The organism is Photorhabdus sp. CRCIA-P01 (assembly GCF_003545805.1).
GTDB lineage: Bacteria > Pseudomonadota > Gammaproteobacteria > Enterobacterales > Enterobacteriaceae > Photorhabdus > Photorhabdus antumapuensis.
Map to the genome: position 1 here is coordinate 1 of NZ_NMQR01000058.1, position 20,210 is coordinate 20,210.

The following is a 20,210-nucleotide window of genomic DNA, read 5'->3' on the forward strand; positions in this document are numbered from 1 at the left end:
GTGTAAGTGTGTAAGTGCAGCGATGCATTGAGCTGACCGGTACTAATGAACCGAGCGGCTTAACCTTACAACACCGAAGGTGTTTTGGCGTCATAAGACAGCGGTCGGAAGACGGAGAGAGTTTCATTCAGCTTGTTCAGAGATTGGTTTTGGGTGTTGCGGCCGAAAGGGAAGCGACAGCCGGAACGGAATGAATTTGCCTGGCGGCGATAGCGCGGTGGTCCCACCTGACCCCATGCCGAACTCAGCAGTGAAACGCCGTAGCGCCGATGGTAGTGTGGGGTCTCCCCATGTGAGAGTAGGGAACTGCCAGGCTTTAAATAGAGTAGAAACCCTCAGCGAAAGCTGGGGGTTTTTGCGTTTTAAGGTATTATTTATTTACTTATTCCCTTTAAGAAACAGATAGTTGGTCTTATCAGTCTTGAATAATTAAAATATGTTGTAGTGATAGCAGACATAAAAAATAATTTAAATAGCTTTTTGAACTGATAGGAAAAAAATGAGTAATGTTATCCTAAGTTCAGCCGAGCATGACGATATATTTATAAACATCATCGAGCCGGTTATTAACAGACTCTAATGAGTTCGAATATCTGTTTTAGAGTCTGTAATTTAAATTGTGTAATTGCCTATTTTTTCTCTTTCCATACTTATTATTAGCATCTGATTCAAATTAGCTTGTTATTATAAGAAAATTTCATATTCCAGTATTGAAGATAAACCTTATAGCCCATATTAATGATAAGAATATTTTATCAATTAGTCTTGTTACTTTCTTAGAGTGTATTGTTTTTAATATTGATAGCTTGTAATTTGACTTCTTATAATTTTACCTTTTTATTTTGATCTTCCTTATTTCTAATGAAAATGCCATTGATTTCTAATTTAATTCTCCTTATTGTTTTTTCATATAATAAATATAATTTAAATTATTTCCTGTTATAAATACTAAAAATTTATTAACTATTATCATGTTGAACATTGTTGTGAAACTAAAAATGAAATAATTTCAGCTTATCTAGTAAAGCCTCGACATTCTGTTAATACTTAGTTAGATTTAGCTGTCTGGAAGTCTAAACGTGTAAATGGATAAAAAATAGAGGTTATAGCATGCCAATTTGTATACCGGATGAACTACCCGCAGTGAATTTTTTACGAAATGAGAATGTGTTCGTGATGACATCTACTCGTGCAAATATTCAAAATATACGTCCACTAAAGGTATTGCTGCTTAACCTGATGCCAAAGAAAATTGAGACTGAAAATCAATTTTTAAGATTACTATCCAATACGCCTTTACAGGTAGATATCCAGCTATTGAGAATAGATAACCGGAAGTGTAGGAATACGCCCGCTGAGCATTTGAATAACTTTTATTGTGATTTCGAGCAGATAAAACATCAAAACTTTGATGGCTTAATTGTTACTGGTGCGCCATTAGGATTAGTTGAATTCGAAGATGTGGCATATTGGGAGCAGATTGAAAGAATCATTCGTTGGGCAAAGGAACATGTCACTTCTACCTTATTTATTTGTTGGGCTGTGCAAGCAGCTTTGAATATTTTGTACGGCTTACCGAAGTTTACCAGAGAAGTAAAACTATCAGGTGTTTATTATCACTCTACTCTGGACCCTTTAGCGTTATTAACTCGTGGCTTTGATGAATCTTTTTTTGCTCCTCATTCTCGCTATGCAGATTTTCCTGAGCAGGTTATTCGTGAACATACTGATTTGGATATTCTTTCTAGTTCTGAGGAGGCGGGGGGATATTTACTGGCGAGTAAAGATAAACGCATGGTATTTGTCACAGGCCATCCTGAATATGATGTAGGAACGTTGGCTAGTGAATATTTACGTGATTTGGCAGCAGGTTTAGATCCAAAGATCCCAATAAATTATTTTCCAGATAATAATCCAGAAAGAAAACCACTAGCATCATGGCGTAGTCACGGGCATTTATTATTTTCTAATTGGCTGAATTATTATGTGTACCAGATTACGCCATATGATCTTACCTACATGAATCCAACACTGGATTAATATCTTTATAAATGGCTGAGATTCAGCCATTTAGCCCTTCTAATTTTTTCTACTCTCCTGTTATTAACACCTATCAAAATATCGCACTTTTTGTAGTTTATCTTATATAACAAAAACTTAACTAAATGATCTTGTAATTTATGGAATTGATTTCTCTAATTTTAAATAGGTAATTTGTCATATAACCATTTGTTTTTTATTGAATAAAAATAAATTTATAAAAAAATGGAAATCGTTTTTGATTTATTTTAAATATCTATTACTCTTATTCAGGTGTGCTTTAAAATGAGGATGAATAGATGACGCAGCAAACTTTAGCGACTGAATTATCGTTTATTAAACGATTTGGCGCAGCAGAGCAGGAGGTTTTGATACCTGAGGCGGTAGATTTTCTGACAGATCTGGCTGTTCGGTTTACCGATGCACGGAAAAAATTATTAGCCGATCGGGATATTTGGCAGAAGAAAATTGATGATGGCGAATTGCCTGATTTTATTTTGGAAACCAGTTCCATTCGTGAAGGTGAATGGGAAATTCAAAATATTCCAGCTGATCTCCGTGATCGCAGAGTAGAAATCACTGGACCAGTAGAACGGAAAATGGTTATCAACGCTTTGAATGCTAATGTAAAAGTTTTCATGGCGGATTTCGAAGATTCCTTAGCACCGGCTTGGGATAAAGTGATTGAAGGGCAAATCAACTTACGTGATGCTGTTAATGGCACAATTTCTTACGTTAATGAGCAGGGTAAACAGTACCAGTTGCAATCAGATCCCGCTGTTTTGATCGCACGGGTAAGAGGGCTTCATTTACCGGAAAAACATGTTCTCTATCAGAATGAGCCCATTGCCGGTGGATTGTTTGATTTTGCGCTCTATTTTTATCACAACTATAAACAATTGCTGGCGAAGGGGAGCGGTCCTTATTTCTACTTACCAAAGATTCAGTCTTATCACGAAGCTCAGTGGTGGAGTGATGTATTCAGTTTTGCAGAAGATCGTTTTGAGCTGCCGAGAGGCACAATCAAAGCAACGGTATTGATTGAAACTCTGCCTGCTGTATTTCAGATGGATGAGATTCTTTATCATCTTCGGCACCATATCGTTGGCCTTAATTGTGGTCGTTGGGATTACATTTTTAGCTACATTAAAACGCTGAAAAATCATAGTGATCGAGTTCTGCCTGATCGTCAGTCTGTCACGATGGATCAACCTTTCCTCAGTGCTTATTCCCGTTTGCTGATTAAAACCTGCCATAAGCGTGGGGCATTTGCGATGGGGGGGATGGCTGCTTTTATCCCCAGTAAAGATATTGAACGCAACAATTGGGTACTGGATAAAGTCCGGGCGGATAAAGAGCTGGAAGCACGCAATGGTCATGATGGTACATGGATTGCTCACCCAGGTCTTGCCGACACGGTGATGGAAGTTTTCGATAAAGCATTGGGAGAACGGCAAAACCAGTTAGCTATTTCCCGCGTAGAAGATGCACCTATTACGGCTGCGCAATTGCTGGAACCTTGTCCTGGAGAGCGTACTGAAGAAGGGATGCGCGCCAATATCCGCGTGGCAGTTCAATACATTGAAGCGTGGATTTCAGGAAATGGATGCGTGCCTATTTATGGCTTGATGGAAGATGCTGCGACAGCCGAAATTTCCCGGACATCTATTTGGCAATGGATTCATCATGAAAAATCATTATCCGACGGTAAAAAAGTAACAAAAAGCTTGTTCAGACAAATGCTGGAAGAGGAAATGGAGGTCATTAAGCAAGAAGTTGGAGAAGCACGTTTCAGTCAAGGGCGATTTAACGATGCGGCCAAGTTGATGGAGCGCATTACCACTCAGGATGAGCTGATAGATTTCCTGACACTGCCGGGATATCAATTGCTCGACTAAGCAACGAATAATAATAAACCCCCATTATCCGATTAATTTAATAAAAGATAGGAAGTAGAAGTTATGACAATCTCCAGAACTCAACAAATCGCTCAACTGGAACAAGAATGGAAAAGTGACCGTTGGAATGGGATTATCCGCCCGTACAGTGCGGAAGATGTCGTTAAATTGCGTGGTTCGGTTAATCCAGAACATACATTGGCACAGCTTGGTGCTAAAAAACTGTGGGAACTCCTGCACGGCATGGCAAAGAAAGGCTATGTCAACTCATTAGGTGCATTGACGGGTGGGCAGGCATTACAGCAGGCAAAAGCGGGTATTGAGGCGATTTATCTTTCTGGTTGGCAGGTTGCGGCTGATGCTAACACTGCATCCAGCATGTATCCCGATCAGTCCCTGTATCCGGTGGATTCAGTCCCGGCGGTGGTAAAACGCATTAACAACAGTTTCCGCCGTGCAGATCAGATTCAGTGGGCAAATGGTATTGGTACTGATAGCCCGGACTATACCGATTATTTTCTGCCAATTGTGGCAGATGCGGAAGCAGGATTTGGTGGTGTTCTGAATGCTTTTGAACTGATGAAAGCCATGATTGAGGCTGGCGCGGCGGCTGTTCACTTTGAAGATCAACTTGCTGCGGTGAAAAAATGTGGTCATATGGGCGGTAAAGTTCTGGTTCCGACACAAGAGGCGATTCAAAAATTGGTTGCTGCGCGTCTGGCAGCGGATGTTTCCGGCGTGCCGACACTGCTGATTGCCCGTACAGATGCTGATGCAGCTGATCTGCTGACTTCTGATTGTGACGCTTATGACAGTGAGTTTATTACTGGCGAACGGACTTATGAAGGATTTTTCCGTACCAGAGCAGGTATCGATCAGGCGATTAGTCGTGGTTTGGCTTATGCGCCATATGCTGATGTGGTGTGGTGTGAGACATCAACACCGGATATCGAAATGGCCCGCGGTTTTGCCGAGGCGATTCACGCCAAATATCCCGGTAAATTATTGGCTTACAACTGTTCTCCATCGTTCAATTGGAAAAAGAATTTGGATGATAAGACCATTGCGCGTTTCCAGGCTGAACTGTCGGAAATGGGTTATAAATTCCAATTTATTACTCTGGCGGGTATTCACAGTATGTGGTTCAACATGTTCGACCTGGCGCATGCTTACGCTCAGGGTGAAGGCATGAAACATTATGTGGAGAAAGTACAAGAAAGAGAGTTTGAATCAATTAACCGTGGTTATACCTTCTCTTCTCATCAGCAGGAGGTAGGTACAGGCTATTTCGATAAAGTGACCACGATTATTCAAGGGGGAACATCGTCAGTAACCGCATTGACAGGTTCCACGGAAGAGCAACAGTTTTGATTATTGTATTTCTGATTCTATTCAGCCTGCTATAAGCAGGCTGAATATATTGAGGAGTTGCGATGGAGATAGATTCAGCACATTTGATAGCACAAACTATTTTACAAGGATTTGATGCACAATATGGCCGCTTTCTGGAGGTAACTTCAGGTGCACAGCAACGCTTTGAACAGGCTGACTGGCACGCTGTTCAGCAAGCTATGAAAAAGCGTATTAATCTTTATGATCATCATGTTGGACTGGTGGTTGAGCAGCTTAAATGTATACATAGTGCTTTCGGATATGATGAAGAGTACATTGCCAAAGTAAAGGTTGTTTATACCAGTTTATTACCGGATTATCCCCGGTTTGAAATTGCCGAGAGTTTTTTTAATTCTGTTTATTGCCGTCTGTTTGAGCATCGCAATCTGACACCGGATAAATTATTTATTTTTACCTCGCAGCCTGCGCGTAGATTTCGGGATATTCCTCGCCCGTTATCGCGTGACTTTTTCCCTAATGATAATCTTGCCTTAATGCTACGGACAATGCTTAATGATTTGCCGCTGCGTTTACCTTGGGAAAATCTGGAGAGAGATATTCATTATATTGAAGACTATCTACAACAGACATTTCCAGTCGCAGAATTATTACAGGCAACTTTTCAGATAGCTAATGAACTATTTTATCGCAACAAAGCGGCTTGGTTAGTCGGTAAGCTCCGCATTGGAGGTCAGGTCTATCCTTTCTTGCTGCCGATCCATCATAACGAATCTGGCGGGATTTTTATCGATACCTGCCTGACTGATTATGCTGATGCTAGCATTGTATTTGGTTTCGCCCGTTCTTATTTTATGGTTTATGCGCCTTTGCCTGCGGCTTTGGTTGAATGGCTGAGAGAAATTCTGCCTGCCAAATCAACGTCTGAACTTTATATGGCAATCGGCTGCCAGAAGCATGGTAAGACAGAATATTACCGGGAATATCTGGCGTTTATTACCTTCTCCAAAGAGCAGCTTATGATTGCTCCCGGTGTTAAAGGGATGGTGATGTTAGTGTTTACTTCCCCTTCATTTGATCGCGTCTTCAAAGTGATTAAAGATCAATTTGCGCCGCAGAAAGAGGTGACTCAGGAGCGAGTACAAGAGTGTTACCGTCTGGTCAAGGAGCATGATCGTGTGGGGAGGATGGCCGACACACAGGAATTTGAAAATTTCGTTATTGATAAAGCCCGCATCAGTCCTGAACTCATGGCAGAGTTACAGAAAGAAGTGCCAGAAAAGCTGGAAGATCTGGGTGATAAAATCCTGATTAAACATCTGTATATGGAACGGCGGATGACACCGCTGAATATCTATATGGAACAGGTGGAAGAGCAGAAGCTGCAAGATGTCATCGAAGAATACGGTAATGCGATTAAACAGCTCGCTGCCGCGAATATTTTCCCAGGAGATATGTTGTTCAAAAACTTTGGTGTGACACGGCATGGGCGGGTGGTGTTCTATGACTATGATGAAATCTGTTATATGACAGAGGTTAACTTCCGTGATATTCCTCCGCCGCGTTACCCAGAAGATGAACTTGCCGGTGAACCGTGGTACAGCGTGGCGCCAAATGATGTTTTCCCTGAGGAGTTCCGACACTTTCTTTGCACTGACAGTCGTATTCGCTGTTATTTTGAAGAGATGCATAGTGATTTATTTAAAGCAGACTACTGGCGGGCGTTGCAAGAACGAATTAAAAACGGTCATGTGGAAGATGTATTTGCATATCGCCGCAAACAGCGGTTCAGTCAACGTACTGAGATAGAAACTTACTCTATTGTTAAAGTTTCAGCCTAATTTTATTGGGAATTGGCGTTTGCTGTTAGCAGCCGCCATTTTCACCAAGAGTTAATATTATTATCCTCATTAAATTATTTCGCTAAATTCAATATAAATTAATTCCTATTTGTTTTTCTTGTGTGGGGTATGAATATTCCTAATAAAAATAAACTTTGGATTCAATATGAAATATATTTATTATTAGGAAGGCATAATTGGAGTTTAATTTAAAAGCATATATTTAATGATTTATTTAAGAAATAAAAATATATCCACTTATTTATGGGCGTTCTATAATTTCATAGAGTTTGGAAATCAAGGTTTTTTAGCTTGGACTAGTGGTTATAAAAATAATTGATATTTTTGACTCTTAATTAAAAGCATGAAAATTCTCATAAACACACATATAACTTCGTGAAAGTATTTAAGGATATAATAATGGCTAGTGTAATTTTATACGGTGATAAAATCCATATTAAAAATAACTATCTTGGCAACGGTGGCTATCTGGACACTAATGGCTATGCAAATGTACCAGGAGCAAAATATAACGTGCTCACGGCTACTTCGCCGACGCGTGGTCCGGGTACAGGTTCATGGCAAGTTTTATCTGCGAGTGGAAAAGGCATAGGAACAGAGGTTTACAGTGGTGATGCTATATTTCTTGTGAATCTTTACCAGAATAATGGGGGATATCTCGGCACTAACGGTCATGCGCCGTCACCTGAACTCTATAATGTTTACACTGCGGATAAAGCAGCACGTCCGGTTGATACTCTGACATGGTATATTTTTTCAGATACAACCAACGGATATGATGGTAAAGTTCGTGAAGGCGATATTATCCGTTTTCTGAATGGTTATAATAACGTTCATGGAGGATTTCTCGATACTTGTTTTAATGCTGGTGTTCCTGGCGCAATATATAAGGTATATACCTCACTTCTTTCTAACCGAGGCAACGGGACAGGTACTTGGAATTTATCAAAAGCGATTTAATCAGGATGATACTCATTGATTAGTGTTCCATTAACTAATCCTTCTATATATGTAAGAGTCCGAAGATATAATTATTTCCGGACTCTTTTCCTCATTTTTAACTGATATTATTTCCAGACTAGTTAAATAATTTCGTTATTATTTTTTTATATTGCTGATAATATTTTTAGCGGGATGATAAATTAAGTTGAATTTATTATTCTGAAAAGACAGGGCATGAAAAAATCAATGCCCTGAGAAGGAGATGATAATTTAATAAAAAGAATTAACGAATCCCACCATATTCTTTACTGATCTCTTTTGCTGCACGGATAACTGAGGCACCAAGTTCAGTGACGCGATCATCGGTGATCCGTGAGACTGGGCCGGAAATAGAAATAGCCGCGAAGGCTTGGTGATGCTCATCATAAATACAGGCAGCAATACAGCGCAGACCTAAAGCGTGCTCTTCATCATCGAACGAATACCCTTGTTTACGTGCTTGTTCCAGATTTTCTTTTAAACTCGGAGGGGTTGTCTTGGTATGTTGTGTGTAAGAATGGAGCCCTTTCTTATGCAGTAATTGAACCAGTTGGTTATCTGATAATGTTGAAAGAAATGCTTTACCCGCTCCGGAAGCATGCATAGGCAACTTACCTCCGATAGGGGCGGACATTCTCATCAATGCATTACACTGTACCTGATCGACAATAACCGCTTCATATTCACTATGATCAAGAATCGCTAAATTAACAGTTTCACCGGAATCTTCCATCAAGCGGCGGAGGATCGGGTGAATGAGTGCCAATAAATTTCGGCTTTGTAAGAAACTGCTGCCGACAATAAACGTGTGTGAACCGATAACCCACAACCCTAAATCGCCAATCTGACGGACAAAACCGTGTTGTTGCAAGGTGGTTAGAAGGCGGTGAGTGGTGGAATTTGGTAATCCGGCTTGTTGGGCTAAATCAGTCAGGGCGATACCGCCGGGTGACTCGGAAATATATTCCAAAAGAGTCAGGCCGCGACTTAATGACTGTACTTGCCCGTTAGCAACAGCATTATTCGCCGTAATCTTAGGTTTTTTTGTTTTTTTACTGGCAACGGCAGTGCTCATCGAAATGTCCTCTGAATAATAAGATGGAATTCATTTTCATTTCTTATTATGGACGATAAACCTGAAAAACACTCATCCGATGTGTGGAAAATGTTGTCTGTCACTCCTTACGTACGGTGTGTAGATCTGATTTCTATGTGCTGTCTGTGTTCACTATTTATTTACAATAACGGCCTGCAACAATAACGCCGAATAGGATAGTTTCTGATCCCATAAAATTGATGGTTATCATTAAAACCAGTCGAAAATAAGATATCAGAATGACTGGTTAATTTTATGAATTAAATATTATATAAGTAATAATTTATAATCTTTAATAATGTTATTGCGTAAGTGTTATTAAGAGATAATGTAAAGAGTTAATAGTTTGTTTTGGTGAAAGTATTAAATTGATTTGGTAAAGATAATGAAATAATTTACGAATATATTGTTTGATTTTAACATGAATAAAGTTAATTTGCTTTTATGTATTTCCACAATTAAAGTCATCTATCTCCATTATTAATCGATTGTTTTTATATATAACCATATTGTTCTGTGGGAATTGTTATATATGTTTAATATATTCAGGATTGATATTATTACTGATTGGTAATTAATTTTGTTAATGTATTCATGATATAATTCGCATTTGTAATTAAATTATGTATGAAGTGTAAAATAATTCTTCCAGCAAATAATTTGGGAAATAATATATGTTGCTTGATTTATCGATAGCCTGTAACTAAGAAAGTATAAGGGGCTTTTTATTGGTTAATAATAAATTTAAAAACCACCAATGGCCCGAAAAGGTAAATATAGATAACTAATTGATCTTTATAGCCTTTAAAACACGAATTTTTTTGGCTGCTTTCTCGCCGATGTCAGTCACCGGAGTGTGATGTAGTTAATGGGGGCGCTGTAGATATGAAAAATAATAATTTTAAAGTGGCTGGCAATTTTCTCTGTAATTATAAAGTTTATCAGGGAGATAGTAATGGCAGAGTTGTTATATTGTTACCTGCTATTGGTGTGGAAATCAGGAAATATGACGCTTTAATACAACAACTGGTAAAAGAGGGTTTTCAGGTTGTCACTGCTGATATGCCAGGCTATGGAGACAATCAACCTAAACCAAGTCGAGAAAATGACTATAACTATTCCGATCTGTTAAGGGATTATCTCCCGGTAATGTTAGATAAGGCTGTTGAATTAAATAGCAATAAAATTCCTATTATCTTTGGTCACAGTCTTGGGGGGCATATTGCGACGCTCTTTGCCTGCTCAACTGACAGGCCATTTTCTCTGTTTTGTGTGGCAACCGGGAACGTATGGTATAAGAATTGGCAGGGAATGGGGAGGGTTCAGATAATAACAGCAGCTATTATTTTTAATGTTCTGACCGCGTTATATGGTTATCTCCCTGGGAAAAAGATTGGTTTTGGCATAAGAGAAGCTAAGGGGTTAATGCGGGACTGGTCCAGAACTGCTTGTACGGGAAATTATTATCATGTCCGTGCTTATAAGGGGAAGGAGAATAAGAATTTATCCAAGGCTGTTTATATCTGTTTGAAAGGAGATAATTGGGCTCCGTTGAAATCTACTCAAGTATTAGCAAGTCTTATACCTAACGCGGAAGTTAGGGAAATAACCTTATCTTTCAAAGGTAATCCTCACAGCGCCTGGATTAAACAGCCAGGAGATATCATTGCAATCATGAAAAGAGAAATAGTGGAGAATAGAGATGATTAATACATTGAAAATTCTGCGTTGGGAGTTTCTAGGATTATTTTTTATCAGTTTATTTCTGACCTGGCAACTTGAAAGTTATATAAATTGGTGGCAATTTATTTTGTTATTTTTTCTGATTGATATTATTGGTTATTACCCTGGGCGGATCTGGAGTTTACTGAATAAAAAAGAAATTCCTCCTCCAGCTTTTTATACCATTTATAATATTTGCCACAATTTATTCACACTCAGTGTGATTAGTTTGCTCTGGATCTGGTTCTTTAAGGACAATTACAGCGTTATTGCTCTATTTGTCCATATCTGCCTGGATCGAGGTGTACTGGGAAATTTCCCTAAGTTATCTATTAATATATTTAAGCAGCCCACTGTTCATTGAAATAAATGATTGTAGAGATAACTTATTTGGAGAGGCATTTATTTATGAGTTTAATTAAACAGGCATCAGAAATAGAAATGCAAGCAAAAGATTGGGGTTTGGATGAATGGTTCACTGAACAGGTAAGTGTTGAACAAAGAAAAAGAACCCATTATGCCAATGATCCTAAATTAACCTATTTGCCGGGTGATTTACGGGAGTCTCTGATCAGAGAGCTTTCTTTTAAATCGACTTCGGAATATGAAGCAACGAAAGCATTATTGTTACTTGCAGATAAGGCACCTGACAATATCAACTTTGATTATATGCTGACTCAGATATTCGATGAAGGTAGACATGCTAAATTATTCAGAGAACATCTGGTCAGAATAGGCTTTGCGGATATCGACAATGTGGCCGGAAAAATGGAAAGCCTCTTACGAGGAAAAATGACCAATATGCTGGAAACATTGAGATCTTATTTCGACAAGTGGGTGGTGTTGAAAAATGATTATATTGCAGGTGTATTGATTATTACTGTTGTTCTGGAAGGGGTGCTTGCGCCAACTTCGGAGCTTAGCGAAATCAAGTGGCGCCCTTTTGATATTGTCGCCGCCGAGACACAGGCTAGAGCTAATGCTGATGAATTAAGACATCTGACGGTGTGTGCAAATATCGTCAAGATGGCGCTCGAAAATGATAGTTCTCTAAAGCAATCGGCTCTTGAGTGTATCGAAGAAGGATTGTCGTTATGGAACCAGGTATCTGTTGATGACTTGTTTGTGGAGCGTGAAATGTTCTATCAACGAGGTATGCAGAACCATTTGCGCTTTATTGAAGGTTATGAATTAGCGCCTGGGATGTTGTTGTCCGATTCTACGGTGGAATCTCGCCTTGAGCTATCTCATTCCTTGGTTGAACAGATGCAGCAGTCACGCCTTAAGTATATGGGTCTAGCGTAGATATTGGCCTTATTCAGCAGGTTATTTGAATAGGCTAAGGAGAATTAAAAATGACAAATATTGTTGAAGAACTCAGGAAGAATAGCGGGAAATACCAACATCTGACACCAGATAGATTGAAAAGATTATTGTTGGGCTCTGAGGCCGCTTCACAATGCCTACGTTTGATGGCTCAATCCAATATGGATGGGCTTCATCAAGTAGGTAATACTATCCGTGAAGCCTCTGCATGGCTTCCCGCTGTTGGTATTGCCTTAACAATGCATAATCATATTGTACTGGCTTGCAGTAAATTTCCTGACATATTCGAAGACAGCAACATATTATTGAATGGCGTTATGGCATCAAAAGCGCTGGTTGCTTCTGCTTTTGCAGAGGGCCTGCCTGGAACGGATATTTTTACACCGTCACTTAAAATGCATTCTAAAGAGGGAAAACTGCTTGTTAATGGTTCGAAGAAACCTTGTTCCTTATCTTCGATTGCTGATTATTATGTGTTATCCGTCTGCGATACCGATAATAACAATGAGATGAGAATCGTGATGATTTCTAAATCGGTGCAGAATGTTAAGGTTATTCCCTTTTGGAAGTTGGCAATTTTGGCTGAAAGTGATAATCAAGAAATCAAATTCTTGGATGCCGAAGTATCACCTCAACGACTTTCTCATTATAAGGGGATTGAACAACAGATGGTGCTTTCCTACGGTTTATCACTATTTAATTACTTTGTTGCGAATACTTACTCTGGAATTCTTGATGGGCTTACTCGTTTTATTCCTGAGAAAGTAGTGGAACAGCAACCGATTAAATATACCCTGACCCAGGCGGATTATAAAATTAATGTTATTCTCGGTCAGATGTTGATTATTGCCTTTTATGCTAGCCAGGATGAAAACGCCGTCCATAAGATTCTCGCGTTACGTTATACCTTGGAAAAGATCCTTGAGGAAACTGCCAGTTTCATATTCCGATGTTGCGGTGGGATTAAGGTCATGACAACACCAGAAATTATGAGTTTCTATTTGGCAGTACAGTTATTTAAATTTCATCCGATAGGAGAATTCCAAATGATTAACCAGATCATGCAGCAAGCTTAATTACTTTTAGAATCACCTATTTATAACTCAAGGATTTTCCCATGCTGTTTACAGCATGACGTTGTGCACCTAAAAAAAGAGAGAGAACTATGTTTGTTAATCAATATCGTGAGAGTTTATTAAACTCTGTGGGCCTTGAACTGGATATTAAGTCTGCTCAAGATAACCGGCTTACATTATCGGATGGCCGGGTTGTTAAGGATTTTTTAGCTCAATATGGTGCACTGCCATTTGGGCATAATCCTGATTTCGCTATCGCTGAAATTGACAGATTCACTAAAGATAAAGAACCTATCTTCTTTCAGCCCAATATTCACAAAAAGGTACGGCTATTGGCTGAAATGCTTGCAGAGCAAATAGATAAGGAAAAATATACCCACTGTACTTTTACTAATAGTGGTGCTGAAACAGTGGAAGCTGCGATTAAATTTACCCGTCTGTTTACTGGCAGAAAGCGTATTCTGAGTTTGTATCGCAGTTTTCACGGTAAAACCTATTCGGCATTATCCGCTACGGGATCAAATCGGTTTAAAGCTGATTTTATCTACGATGATAAATTATATGAGCAGGTTGATAGTGAAGATTTGGATGAAATAAAAAGAAAGCTGGAGAGCCGGGAATTTGCCGCATTTATCATTGAACCGGTGCAAGGAGAAGGCGGAATGAAAGTTATTCCACCAGATACGTTGTCTAGTATTTTGGCACTGTGTAAAGACAATGGCACATTGTCGGTATTTGATGAAGTTCAGACGGGTATCGGTAGGCTGGGAGCATTCTGCGCAGCCACGCTCTACGCTTTGAAACCGGATGTGATCCTGTTTTCTAAAGCGCTGGGGGCAGGTATCTCGCCGATTGGTGCGATGTTATATTCAGATGAGCTTTATTTATCCGAGTTCGACAGGAAACATAGCTCCACTTTTGCCAATAACGTTCTAGCCGCAACGATGGGGATTGCTGTTATCGAGCATCTGACTAAAGATGATGGTAAGGCGTTAACCCATATTCAAGAAGTCAGCCGTTATGTTGATGAATGTCTTGAACAATTGTCTGCTAAACACCCGGAGCATTTTTACTGGCAAGGGGCTGGGTTGATGCGTGGTCTTGAAATACAGGACAGCAAAGCGGCTTCCAACATATTTATCAATTTCAGTCAAAGAAGCGGGGGCCTGGCTTATATCATTTGTAGTTTCTTGTTGAAACATTATGGTCTTTTCACCATGCCGTTAATGTCTCGTCCTTGTTCTGTACGTTTTGAGCCACCGCTTAACGTTTCCAAAGAGGATATTAAGACGTTTTTCACGGCTTTTGATGAGATATGTCAACTGGTTGAGAATGGACGATATGACATTCTGTTTTCACACTTGATAGACATACCGGTTGTGGAGCTTCCACCCGCTTCGGTGAGTTATCCGATTTCAAAAAATAACAACTTGGCCCAGATTAAAGCGCCTATCCCTGGATTGATTGAGGGTAAGAAATTCGCTTTCTTGATTCATACCACTTCGGTCAATGAGCTCGCTCATTCTTATTGCTTATCAATAAAGGAGAATTACACGCTGGAACAGCAGAAACAGCTCGGTAATTGGATCACGCAGGTTTCCTCGATTGATTTTAATCCGGATATCGCGGTTGAGTTTGGTGTCGAGAGTTCAACGGCATATGCCAATGGCATGCTCCTTTTCTCCCCCATCAATCCCGAAGATATGATGGCATTGTCGGCGAAAGAACGGGCGGTATTGATGAAGGAATATCTTGATGTGGCAGAGAAAAATGGCGCTGAAATCGTTGGCTTAGGTGCTTATACCTCGGTTATTACTAATGGTGGTAATAGCTTGGTGAATAATCGGCAGGGTCGGATATTGACTAATGGCAACTCTCTGACGGCGGTGGCGGTGATTGAGGGGATACGCTCAATGTTGACTGAGAATGCATCCCGGCAAACATTGGCGGTAGTGGGGGCCAGAGGCTCCGTAGGCAGGCTTTCAGTCATTGGTTTAGCTCATAACTTTGGCCGGATTATCTTGGTTAGCCGCCCCAATAAAGCACGCGTATTGCTCTCTGAACTGACCAAGGCGCTTCTCTCCGCAGTGTTAAGGACTCATGATGTTATCCAGCCAGATTCGGTCATGGATAAGATGAGAAAATGGTTTGTTAAACAAAATCCGGGTGTGACGGATGCACAAGTATTACATCAGCAAGTTCTTGAAATCGTTGATACCTTTGGTTTGGAAGCGATAGAGAGTTATGAACATTCTTTGAGTCAGGCCGATTTTATTGTCTCGGCAACGAGTGAAGGTAAGCCTTTCTTGAATACACATTACTTGAAAGATTCCGCCATCGTTTTTGATGCGGCCAGACCGTTCGATTTCATTCGTGATGGCAACCATCAAATTTACGAGGGTGGATTGGTCTATCAGCCTGAGAAAGTGGCCTATAGTGATTGCAATGTGATCGATGTACCTGCGGGGGTAAATCTCGCTTGTTTATCGGAAACTATCGCTGTGGCGCTTGAAGGGGTGAGTGTTCATCAAAGCATCGGTAAATCTATTGATTATAATGATGCATTGGCGATTCGGGATATTGCTAGGAAGCATGGGTTCGTCCCTGTCCAGTATTCCCGAAATAATCAAGGTGAGCGTTATGAGCATGTTGCTTGATGCTCCGCGGATTATTGCCACCGGGAACGCTCAGGATGTTCTTAGCAACAGTCATCTCAGAAAAGTGCTCTGCTATTCAAAGCACCCGTTGAGTAGCCTGTTGTTTAATAGTGAAACATATTGGTTTACTAATCAAAAGGGGGCTATTGGTTTCTTCCAGGACAAAAATCTGCATATGTGTGTAGGTGGTATCTTGGCTTCTGACGAAGAACGAGCTGCACTTTTGCACTCTTTTCTCAGCTTCACCAGAGAAAAAAGGGCTTTCCCGGTTTTTCTACACGGTGATGAGAGTGATTTTGTATTGTTGAAAAATAATGACTTTTGTGTGAACCAGCTTGGGGCAAGTTATTCATTGAGCCTTGATGGGTATAGCATGAAAGGCAAACGGTTTCAGCAGATTAGAAATAAGATCAGTAAATCCAGAAGGGCGGGGATCACCGTTCGAGAGATCTGCTCGCAAGAGGAATATTATCGATTTAAACCACAACTAGAACATATTAATCAGCTTTGGTTGAAAGAAAAACATGCGAAGGCCCTGAAAAAATTGGTGATTGATTTCAACACCGTGGAAGTGAGTTCAGGCCAGCACAGAGTCTATATTGCAACTCAGGGAGAACAAATTCAGGCATATATTGTTTATAGCTACACTTGGGGGGAAACATCGGGATGGTTTCATAATCTATCTCGAAAAAAACCGGATATACCCGACGGCACGATGCAATTTATTAATGAAACCGCGATTAATGACTTCCTGAAAGAGGGCGTGGTTTCCTACCTTCATTTGGGCTTCACACCTTTGGTGGAGTTCGGCGAGGAAGGATACTTTAATGACTCGGCAATCTTTTATAAAGTTGCCAAATGGTTGTCATCAAAAGGTGGCATTGTTTATCCTGCTGCTTCGCAACGTCAATATAAAATGAGTTGGCGGCCGTCGTTAATTGAACCGGAATATATTGCTTTCCCTAAAGGAAAGGCCATGAAAGCATTATGGTCAACATTGCGAACGACTAATAGTATCTAAATTATAGAAAATCTTCTTTTGATGTTGGGTAACAGGTGATCAGTGGGGGATGAGAATACTGAGCTGATCACCTGTCATAGTTAATATCTCTTGATTATTGATATATTTTCTATGGTGAACCTATTTTTACTGAGCTTATATATCTAAAATTATTTTTTTCTTCATAAGTTATTTTTACCTTATTCCCTTTCTGGAATGAAGACAGTAATGTGTTATATATTATGGATAAACCAAAGCTTATATTAACATCCAGATTCCAATCTAAATAAAATATAGAGTGCTGACCATTATTTTGTTTAACTTTAATTTCTATATTATTTGGAGAGGGTTTTCCTACTTCTACTTTTATTTTTGTTTTCAATGATAATATTGTTCCGATGACACTTTTATATGGCGGAGATAATTCTATATTTTCTTCCATTTGTCATTCCTGTATTTAACTTGGTTTTTTATGGTGTGTAAGACAACTGTAATTTATCTTAGCAGGAAGAGGTAACCAATGTTAAATATTGGAATAAGTAAGAGTTATTTTATTTTTGGAATGTGAATTTATAAGAGGCCAATATAAATGTAATAATAATATCATCTTGTGTTTTACTATCATCTGTTGGATGATAGGATAAATGGAAAAATTAATATAAAATAACCAAGTAAATCATTTTATTTTTTTTCTTACTTAAAGCTGATTTGAATTATTACCGACCGATATAATTTCAATTTTATATCGGTTCGTGGGTAGATGATTTATGAGTTAAGATAATTTGTTAAATATAGATCCATGTTTTATATTTTGGCTTTATGTTAATTATTTTATAACTTCACATTCATTATTATTATATATTGACAGTAAAGATTTTGTATCAACTTTACTGTTATTTGTGATTGGAAAATTATCAATATTGATGAATTCACTAGGTATCATATAAGAAGGTAAACTGTTTTTAAGCAGGTTAACTAAATTTTCCTTATCAAGGATTGTTTTGAATTTACAAAAAGCAACCAAACGTACAATAGAGCCATCTTCTTTTTTTAATGGTAAAACGACAGCACTATCGACAATCGGAAGGTTCATCAGCCTTTCTTCAATTTCATGTAGTTCAATGCGATAGCCATTTAGTTTTATTTGGTTATCTTTCCTACCAAAGCAATACCAGATATTGTCAATTAATTTGCCGATATCTCCAGTTCGGAAACTTCTCGTTCCATGTTGATCAATGGTCAATCTATTATTATCTTCCGTTTTGGCTCCAATATATTTTCTCATAACATGAGAGCCAGAGATGACAATTTCGTCGTTTTCTAATGTTAGAGTAGAACCTGATCTTGACTCTCCAATTGGCAATAATTCCATATCAGAATGGAGATATTGATCATTAATTTCAATTAATGTTGTTGCTACGGTAGCTTCCGTGGGACCATAAGTATTATAAATAATTGAAGATGGAAATCTTTTCCTTAAATGTTTAACGAGATTTTTACTTAGAATTTCCCCACAAAATAGAAAATGTTTTAAATTTTTTAAGAAGGAATAATTAAAATTCTGCGATAGTAATTGCTTATAGGAAAAAGAGGGGGTTGAAACCCACACCGTTGGCTGATAATGATTTAAAACCTGATAAAATTTTTCAGAATCAGTCGTTGTTTCTTGAGAAATGCAAAGACATGTGCCGCCGTATACCAATGTACCAAATGTTTCATACATGGATAAATCAAAATTAAATAGCGCTTGATTCATGAACACCGGTTCTTCACCCAGTTTGAAGTCATTGTACATCCATCGCATAAGATCATAAACGCTTTCACGTCCAATAACGACGCCTTTAGGTTTTCCTGTGCTACCGGATGTAAACATGATATAGGCAACATTATCTTCATCAAATTCAATATAATCAACGTTTGTCGTTTTGAATTGATTGTTAATGACATCGTAGTAATAAGGCGCGTTGGATAGTGATGCAATTTCTAACAAACGTTGCATTGGATAAATTATATCGATTGGAATAAATGGGATTTTATAGGTTATACATGCATAGATTGAAACTAAGAAATTAACTTCTTTGTGCCCGTATAAGATCAAAGGCGTATTGTGATTTAAATTTAATTCTAAATATTTAGAATGCCATTTTTTAATCTCATAATATAAATCACGCCAATAAATGACTTGATCTGAACCCACTATGGCGGGATTGTTTGGATGAGAAGGCGCTATTATTTTATCGTTGATTAATAAATCAAAATTTGATTCGCTATATTCGTCAAGATATTTCATTTTATAAAACCGTATCCACTAAATATATATAAAGAAAAACAAATTAAAGTTAACGTTGTCAGTCTGCCAAAGAAAGAGATGATCTTTGTATTTAGGATATTAGCGATATTTTCTTTATCTCTGGTGTAATTAATTAAGCAGTTATGCATTACTGAGTAAGAGCCAAATAAAGCACCACTTATAATGTAATTAAGTTCTAGTCCATTCCAAATACCCATACAAAATAATGTGATAAAAATACTGATATTCTGGGCAAAAAGTCTATGATGTTTGAAAAAGTCTTTCTCCATTAGCATCTTATATAACGGCATAAAAATGACGTCTCTTAACCATTCAGATAAACTAATATGAAATCTACGCCAAAAGTCCTGTGGGTTTTTGGCTAGAATTGGATAATGAAAATTAATCGGTAAGTTTATTCCAAATAGTTTACCTGCGCCACAAGCCATATTTGTGTAACCTGCAAAATCAAAGTATAAGTAAAAACTATAACCTATAGCAACTACTAAGTATGATTCAATAGTGTCTTTATTAATATAGTCAGATAAAAATACGTTATAGATAAGGGCTGCGAATAAAAATTTCTGAACTACACCATATAATATTTGCCCGGCACCGGCAAACCATTTTTCTAAAGAGACTGGCACTTGTAATTCGAATAAATCACGTTTGAAGCTGTTCCATCTATACATAGGGCCAGCCAGCCAAACTAATGGTAAGAATAAATAGGCAAAATATTCATAAGTTATTATTTTCTGCTGCTTGCTAGAAAATAAAATGACATCTATAGCTCTAAATGTAAAAAAGGATAAACCGATAACACTTAGTAAATGACTAAATTCTAAATTTAATTTAACTAAAAATAAAGGTGAAATTATTAGCAGAGAAGATATTAACTTATTAATTATATTC

The 20,210-nt window shown here is 38.4% G+C and carries 15 protein-coding genes and 1 rRNA gene; 12 read left to right on the forward strand and 4 right to left on the reverse strand.

Going from position 1 to position 20,210, the window contains the following annotated elements:
• The first annotated feature begins 199 nt into the window (after positions 1–199).
• From rrf to D3222_RS21135, 6 genes are all read left to right on the forward strand, one after another.
• A 5S ribosomal RNA gene (rrf, locus tag D3222_RS21110) occupies positions 200–315 on the forward strand.
• Between the two features lie 795 nt (positions 316–1,110).
• A complete protein-coding gene (gene metA / locus D3222_RS21115; protein WP_118987883.1) occupies positions 1,111–2,040 on the forward strand; it encodes a homoserine O-acetyltransferase MetA in 930 nt (309 codons plus the stop codon).
• Between the two features lie 299 nt (positions 2,041–2,339).
• Positions 2,340–3,938, forward strand: coding sequence for a malate synthase A (gene aceB, locus D3222_RS21120; protein ID WP_118987884.1), 1,599 nt, complete (start codon positions 2,340–2,342; stop codon positions 3,936–3,938).
• 63 nt (positions 3,939–4,001) lie between these two features.
• Complete coding sequence (gene aceA / locus D3222_RS21125; protein WP_118987885.1) at positions 4,002–5,309, forward strand: isocitrate lyase; 1,308 nt, start codon at positions 4,002–4,004, stop codon at positions 5,307–5,309.
• A gap of 62 nt (positions 5,310–5,371) precedes the next feature.
• Positions 5,372–7,129 (forward strand): bifunctional isocitrate dehydrogenase kinase/phosphatase, encoded by a 1,758-nt coding sequence (gene aceK, locus D3222_RS21130; RefSeq protein ID WP_118987886.1) that lies wholly within the window; start codon positions 5,372–5,374, stop codon positions 7,127–7,129.
• A 420-nt stretch (positions 7,130–7,549) separates the two neighbouring features.
• Complete coding sequence (locus tag D3222_RS21135) at positions 7,550–8,110, forward strand: hypothetical protein (RefSeq protein ID WP_118987887.1); 561 nt, start codon at positions 7,550–7,552, stop codon at positions 8,108–8,110.
• A gap of 265 nt (positions 8,111–8,375) precedes the next feature.
• Here the strand turns inward: D3222_RS21135 and iclR are convergent, their stop codons facing one another.
• Positions 8,376–9,206 carry a glyoxylate bypass operon transcriptional repressor IclR gene (iclR, locus tag D3222_RS21140; protein WP_118987888.1) on the reverse strand — a complete coding sequence of 277 codons (831 nt, stop codon included), beginning with the start codon at positions 9,204–9,206 and terminating at the stop codon, positions 8,376–8,378.
• A gap of 906 nt (positions 9,207–10,112) precedes the next feature.
• Between iclR and D3222_RS21145 the strand changes: the two genes are divergently transcribed.
• From D3222_RS21145 to D3222_RS21170, 6 genes are all read left to right on the forward strand, one after another.
• The gene (locus D3222_RS21145) at positions 10,113–10,937 is read left to right on the forward strand and encodes an alpha/beta fold hydrolase (RefSeq protein WP_118987889.1); all 825 of its coding nucleotides are present in this window, start codon (positions 10,113–10,115) and stop codon (positions 10,935–10,937) included.
• A complete protein-coding gene (locus D3222_RS21150; protein WP_118987890.1) occupies positions 10,930–11,313 on the forward strand; it encodes a hypothetical protein in 384 nt (127 codons plus the stop codon). The genes D3222_RS21145 and D3222_RS21150 overlap by 8 nt, the downstream gene beginning before the upstream one ends.
• Positions 11,314–11,357: 44 nt before the next feature.
• Positions 11,358–12,254 (forward strand): hypothetical protein, encoded by an 897-nt coding sequence (locus D3222_RS21155; RefSeq protein WP_118987891.1) that lies wholly within the window; start codon positions 11,358–11,360, stop codon positions 12,252–12,254.
• Positions 12,255–12,304: 50 nt separating this feature from the next.
• Positions 12,305–13,351 (forward strand): acyl-CoA/acyl-ACP dehydrogenase, encoded by a 1,047-nt coding sequence (locus D3222_RS21160; protein WP_118987892.1) that lies wholly within the window; start codon positions 12,305–12,307, stop codon positions 13,349–13,351.
• A gap of 89 nt (positions 13,352–13,440) precedes the next feature.
• Positions 13,441–16,008 (forward strand): aminotransferase class III-fold pyridoxal phosphate-dependent enzyme, encoded by a 2,568-nt coding sequence (locus D3222_RS21165; RefSeq protein WP_118987893.1) that lies wholly within the window; start codon positions 13,441–13,443, stop codon positions 16,006–16,008.
• On the forward strand, positions 15,992–17,029 hold the full coding sequence (locus tag D3222_RS21170; protein WP_118987894.1) for a DUF2156 domain-containing protein: 1,038 nt from the start codon (positions 15,992–15,994) through the stop codon (positions 17,027–17,029). Before D3222_RS21165 ends, D3222_RS21170 begins: the two co-directional genes overlap by 17 nt.
• A gap of 109 nt (positions 17,030–17,138) precedes the next feature.
• Here D3222_RS21170 and D3222_RS21175 read toward each other — a convergent pair whose 3' ends face one another.
• From D3222_RS21175 to D3222_RS21185, 3 genes are all read right to left on the reverse strand, one after another.
• Entirely contained in the window at positions 17,139–17,450 is a 312-nt protein-coding gene (locus tag D3222_RS21175) for a hypothetical protein (RefSeq protein WP_118987895.1), read from the reverse strand.
• A 384-nt stretch (positions 17,451–17,834) separates the two neighbouring features.
• Positions 17,835–19,298: an AMP-binding protein gene (locus D3222_RS21180; protein WP_118987896.1), complete on the reverse strand. Its 1,464-nt coding sequence runs from the start codon at positions 19,296–19,298 to the stop codon at positions 17,835–17,837.
• The coding region (locus D3222_RS21185) for an MBOAT family O-acyltransferase (RefSeq protein ID WP_118987897.1) at positions 19,295–20,210 on the reverse strand (916 nt) is incomplete at its 5' end. The genes D3222_RS21185 and D3222_RS21180, both read right to left, overlap by 4 nt.

Coding starts and splice junctions, on each gene's coding strand:
- metA (WP_118987883.1), top strand. CDS start 1,111: ATGCCAATTTGTATACCGGATGAACTACCCGCAGTGAATTTTTTACGA.
- aceB (WP_118987884.1), top strand. CDS start 2,340: ATGACGCAGCAAACTTTAGCGACTGAATTATCGTTTATTAAACGATTT.
- aceA (WP_118987885.1), top strand. CDS start 4,002: ATGACAATCTCCAGAACTCAACAAATCGCTCAACTGGAACAAGAATGG.
- aceK (WP_118987886.1), top strand. CDS start 5,372: ATGGAGATAGATTCAGCACATTTGATAGCACAAACTATTTTACAAGGA.
- D3222_RS21135 (WP_118987887.1), top strand. CDS start 7,550: ATGGCTAGTGTAATTTTATACGGTGATAAAATCCATATTAAAAATAAC.
- iclR (WP_118987888.1), bottom strand. CDS start 9,206: ATGAGCACTGCCGTTGCCAGTAAAAAAACAAAAAAACCTAAGATTACG.
- D3222_RS21145 (WP_118987889.1), top strand. CDS start 10,113: ATGAAAAATAATAATTTTAAAGTGGCTGGCAATTTTCTCTGTAATTAT.
- D3222_RS21150 (WP_118987890.1), top strand. CDS start 10,930: ATGATTAATACATTGAAAATTCTGCGTTGGGAGTTTCTAGGATTATTT.
- D3222_RS21155 (WP_118987891.1), top strand. CDS start 11,358: ATGAGTTTAATTAAACAGGCATCAGAAATAGAAATGCAAGCAAAAGAT.
- D3222_RS21160 (WP_118987892.1), top strand. CDS start 12,305: ATGACAAATATTGTTGAAGAACTCAGGAAGAATAGCGGGAAATACCAA.
- D3222_RS21165 (WP_118987893.1), top strand. CDS start 13,441: ATGTTTGTTAATCAATATCGTGAGAGTTTATTAAACTCTGTGGGCCTT.
- D3222_RS21170 (WP_118987894.1), top strand. CDS start 15,992: ATGAGCATGTTGCTTGATGCTCCGCGGATTATTGCCACCGGGAACGCT.
- D3222_RS21175 (WP_118987895.1), bottom strand. CDS start 17,450: ATGGAAGAAAATATAGAATTATCTCCGCCATATAAAAGTGTCATCGGA.
- D3222_RS21180 (WP_118987896.1), bottom strand. CDS start 19,298: ATGAAATATCTTGACGAATATAGCGAATCAAATTTTGATTTATTAATC.